The 3,370-nt window shown below is 69.6% G+C and carries 4 protein-coding genes and 1 other RNA gene; 1 reads left to right on the top strand and 4 read right to left on the bottom strand.

The window, feature by feature from the left end:
- The 4 genes from AC27VN_RS36440 to AC27VN_RS36425 form a co-directional block, all read right to left on the bottom strand.
- Positions 1-558 (bottom strand): FUSC family protein (locus AC27VN_RS36440; protein ID WP_490879784.1); only part of this gene is annotated, 558 nt, incomplete at its 3' end.
- The gene (locus AC27VN_RS36435) at positions 559-1,062 is read right to left on the bottom strand and encodes a MarR family winged helix-turn-helix transcriptional regulator (protein WP_490879783.1); all 504 of its coding nucleotides are present in this window, start codon (positions 1,060-1,062) and stop codon (positions 559-561) included. It abuts the gene before it with no gap.
- Positions 1,063-1,195: 133 nt separating this feature from the next.
- Positions 1,196-1,553, bottom strand: an RNA gene (gene rnpB / locus AC27VN_RS36430) — RNase P RNA component class A.
- A 33-nt stretch (positions 1,554-1,586) separates the two neighbouring features.
- On the bottom strand, positions 1,587-2,384 hold the full coding sequence (locus tag AC27VN_RS36425; RefSeq protein ID WP_431511460.1) for an AraC family transcriptional regulator: 798 nt from the start codon (positions 2,382-2,384) through the stop codon (positions 1,587-1,589).
- Positions 2,385-2,502: 118 nt separating this feature from the next.
- Between AC27VN_RS36425 and AC27VN_RS36420 the strand changes: the two genes are divergently transcribed.
- A partial coding sequence (locus AC27VN_RS36420; RefSeq protein WP_490879782.1) for a DMT family transporter occupies positions 2,503-3,370 on the top strand: 868 nt, incomplete at its 3' end.

The raw sequence follows: 3,370 nt of genomic DNA, 5'->3' as shown, positions 1-3,370 counted from the left end.
GCCGAGCCATTTGCGCGCGTCCTGCAGGGTGCGGTCGAGCAGGCCCAGCACCGTGGGGCCCATGCCGGCCGGCAGCACCAGGCTGTGCAGCAGCGTGGCGCAGAAGATGCCCAGGCCGATCTCCTCGACGCGCGCGACGGCGGTGTCGAACAGCGCCTCGGGCGCCTGCACCGAGGGGAAGCCGATCAGCGCGGCGGTGTAGCCCGCGAGCATGAAGACGTAGGAGCGCGGCGTGCGGTCGAACAGCGAGATGCACAGGCACAGGCCGACCCACAGCGCGAGCACCAGCGTCAGCAGCTCGGGCGCGTTCGACAGCGCGGGCACCAGCAGCACGGTGGCGGTGCTGCCGATCAGCGTGCCGCAGAAACGGTAGACCGCCTTCGAGCGCACCGCGCCAGCCAGCGGATGGGCGACCACATAGGTGGTCATCAGCGCCCAGAACGGACGCGGCAGGCCGGCGCGGCTGGCGAGGTACATCGCGAGCATCGCGGCGGCGAAGCTCTTGGTGGAGAAGACGATCTCGGCGCGGCTGAAGCGCGGCAGGCTCAAGGCAGGCATCTAGCGTCGCCCCTCGGCCGGTGCGCTGCGGCCCAGCCGTTCCTCGAGCACCGCGAACACGCGCAGGCAGGCCGCGAGGTCCTCGTCGGACACGCCCTCGAACAGCCCGGCGCGCATCAGGCTCAGCGCGGCCTCGATGGGTTCGCAGGCGGCCTCGCCCGCGGGCGTGAGGTGCAGGGTCTTGGCGCGGCGGTCGGCCGGGTCCTCGCGGCGCTCGACATAGCCGGCCTCCACGAGCTGGTCGAGCGAGCGCACCAGCGACGGCCCCTCGATGCCCAGCGCCTCGGCCAGCACGCCCTGGCGCACGCCCTGCTCCATGCGGCCGATCATCACCACCGGCCAGGCCAGGGTCTGCGACAGGCCCACGTGCGCGACCGCCTTGTCGGCCGCGGCGCGGTAGCCGCGCTGCAGGGTCGAGAACTGCATGCCGAGCTTCATCAGCGCGGCTTCGCGCGCTTCCTTTTTCTTCTTACGGCCGGCGGGCGGCGTGACCGATTCGGCCATGGCAAGGCTTCCAATTAGTTAGCTTGCTATCGATTATACGGGTTTACCCCAGATCGTGCCGGCCATGCCGACGGGCGGGTCATGCACCGCCTGGCATGACCCGACGAAGAACGTTGGGGAAGAAGAAAGAAAAGTGTGAAGCGCGCCGATAAGCCGGATTCTGTGCACCGGACATCTCTTGCGAAATGCCCGGCGTGACCGCCATTACTCTGGGCCGTCTGTCGCCAGACGGCTCGATGCCACCTACCCGCCAGCTCAGCGGAACCACCTCGATACTGGCCTACTTGGTGTTGCTGCGCGCAGAGATTGCCCGTTTCACCCGAACTGAATCGGCTCGTCTCTGTTGCTCTGATCCTCACCTCACGGTGGAGAGCCGTTAGCTCCTGCGCTGTCCTGTGCAGTCCGGACGTTCCTCCAGTGCGGTCTTTCGACGCGGTGCCCGAAGGCATCGCCCCTTGCGGGCTTGCACCAGCGGCGGTCTGGCACGCTTCACGGGGCGGATTATCGCCGCTTCGCGCATGCCCTCATCCCGCGATGCCGCAGAACTCGCGCCGGTACTGCTCGGGCGTCGTGCCCGCCTCGCGCTGGAACATCGCGATGAAGGCCGAGGCCGTGCTGTAGCCGAGGTCGAAGGCGATCTCCTGCACCGTGCGGCCGGCCTCCAGCGCGTCGATGGCGCGCAGGAAGCGCAGCCGCTGGCGCCAGTCGCCGAAGGACATGCCGAGTTCGCGCTGGCACTGGCGCGCGAGCGTGCGCTCGGTCATGTGCACGCTCGCGGCCCACTCGGCCAGCGAGCGGTGGTCGCCCGGCTCGGCCTGCAGCGCCTCGAGCACGCCGACCAGCGCGGGCGAAGCGGCCGCGGGCAGGTAGCAGCGCAGCACCTCGGCGCGTGCGAGCTGGTCGACCACCACCTGCGCGAGCCGCAGGTCGGCCGGCGTGACGGGCTCGTTCACATCGCGCGCGGCGAAGTCGGCCAGCACGCTGCGGATGATCGGGCTGATGCGCACGGTGCAGGGCTGCGTGGGCAGCTCGGCGCACAGCGCGGGCACGATGTAGACGGTGCGGTAGACGACGGCATGGCGCAGCGTGCAGCTGTGCACCACCCGCGGCGGGATCCACACCGCGTACTGCGGCGGCGAGAGGAAGCGCAGGCCCTCGGCCTCCATCTGCATGGTGCCGTGCGCCGTGTAGTTGAGATGGCCCCAGCTGTGGCTGTGCGGCGCGGCCAGGGTGTCGGCGCCGAATTCGTCCCAGTTGAAATAGAACGGGCCGGCCTTGTGCTCCACGTCCTGGATCGACAGGTAGCGCGCGCGATCGGCCATGGCGGGGCGGTTCCTCGAAAGAGCGTCCGGAATTCCGGACCGGTTGTCCTGATCGAGCTATATGCCGCAGGACGGACGCACCGATGATAGCCCCGCCTCCTCCTGAAAGTCCTGTCCCATGTGGCCCTATGCCTTCCCCCTGCTCGCCGTCGTCATCTGGTCGGGCAACACCGTCGTCAGCAAGATGGCAGCCGGCACCATCGCGCCGGCCGAGATCAGCTTCTACCGCTGGCTGCTCGCGGCCCTGCTGTTCACGCCGCTGGCGCTGCGCCCGGTGCTGCGCAACTGGCGCGCGATCCGCCCGCAACTGGGCCGCATCGCGGTGCTCGGCCTGCTGGGCATGGTGGTCTACCAGAGCCTCGCCTACTACGCGGCCTACCTGACCACGGCCACGCACATGGGGATCATCGGCTCGCTCACGCCGATGATGGTGCTGGCGCTGTCGATCCTGCTGCTGGGCCAGCGGCTCACGGCCGGCGCGGTGGCGGGCTCGCTGGTGTCGATCGCGGGCGTGGCGGTGGTGGTGTCGTCGGGCGACCTCGGCACGCTGCTCAAGAGCGGCGCCAACATGGGCGACGGCCTGATGCTGCTGGCGATGCTGGCCTATGCGGTCTACGTGATCCTGCTCAAGCGCTGGGGCATGAAGGAAGTGCCCGCGCTGCAGCTGCTCTACCTGCAGATCGTGTGCGCGGTGATCGTGCTGCTGCCGCTGTACCTGCTGACGCCGCGCATGGGCCTGTCGGCCGCGAACCTGCCGCTGATCGGCTTCGCGGGCCTCGGCGCCTCGATGCTCGCGCCGCTGGTGTGGATGCACACGGTGGCCCACATCGGACCGAGCCGCGCGAGCATGTTCTTCAACCTGATCCCGCTGTTCACCGCGCTGATCGCGGCGGCGGTGATCGGCGAATCGCTCGCGGCCTATCACGCGGTCGGCGGCGTGCTGACGGTGGCCGGCGTGCTGCTGGCCGAGCTGTGGAAGGCGCCGC

It is taken from the genome of Variovorax sp. 20P10.2.4, assembly GCF_058244205.1.
Note: the sequence above shows the minus strand (reverse complement) of the source record. Positions and strands in the feature narration are given on the sequence as shown.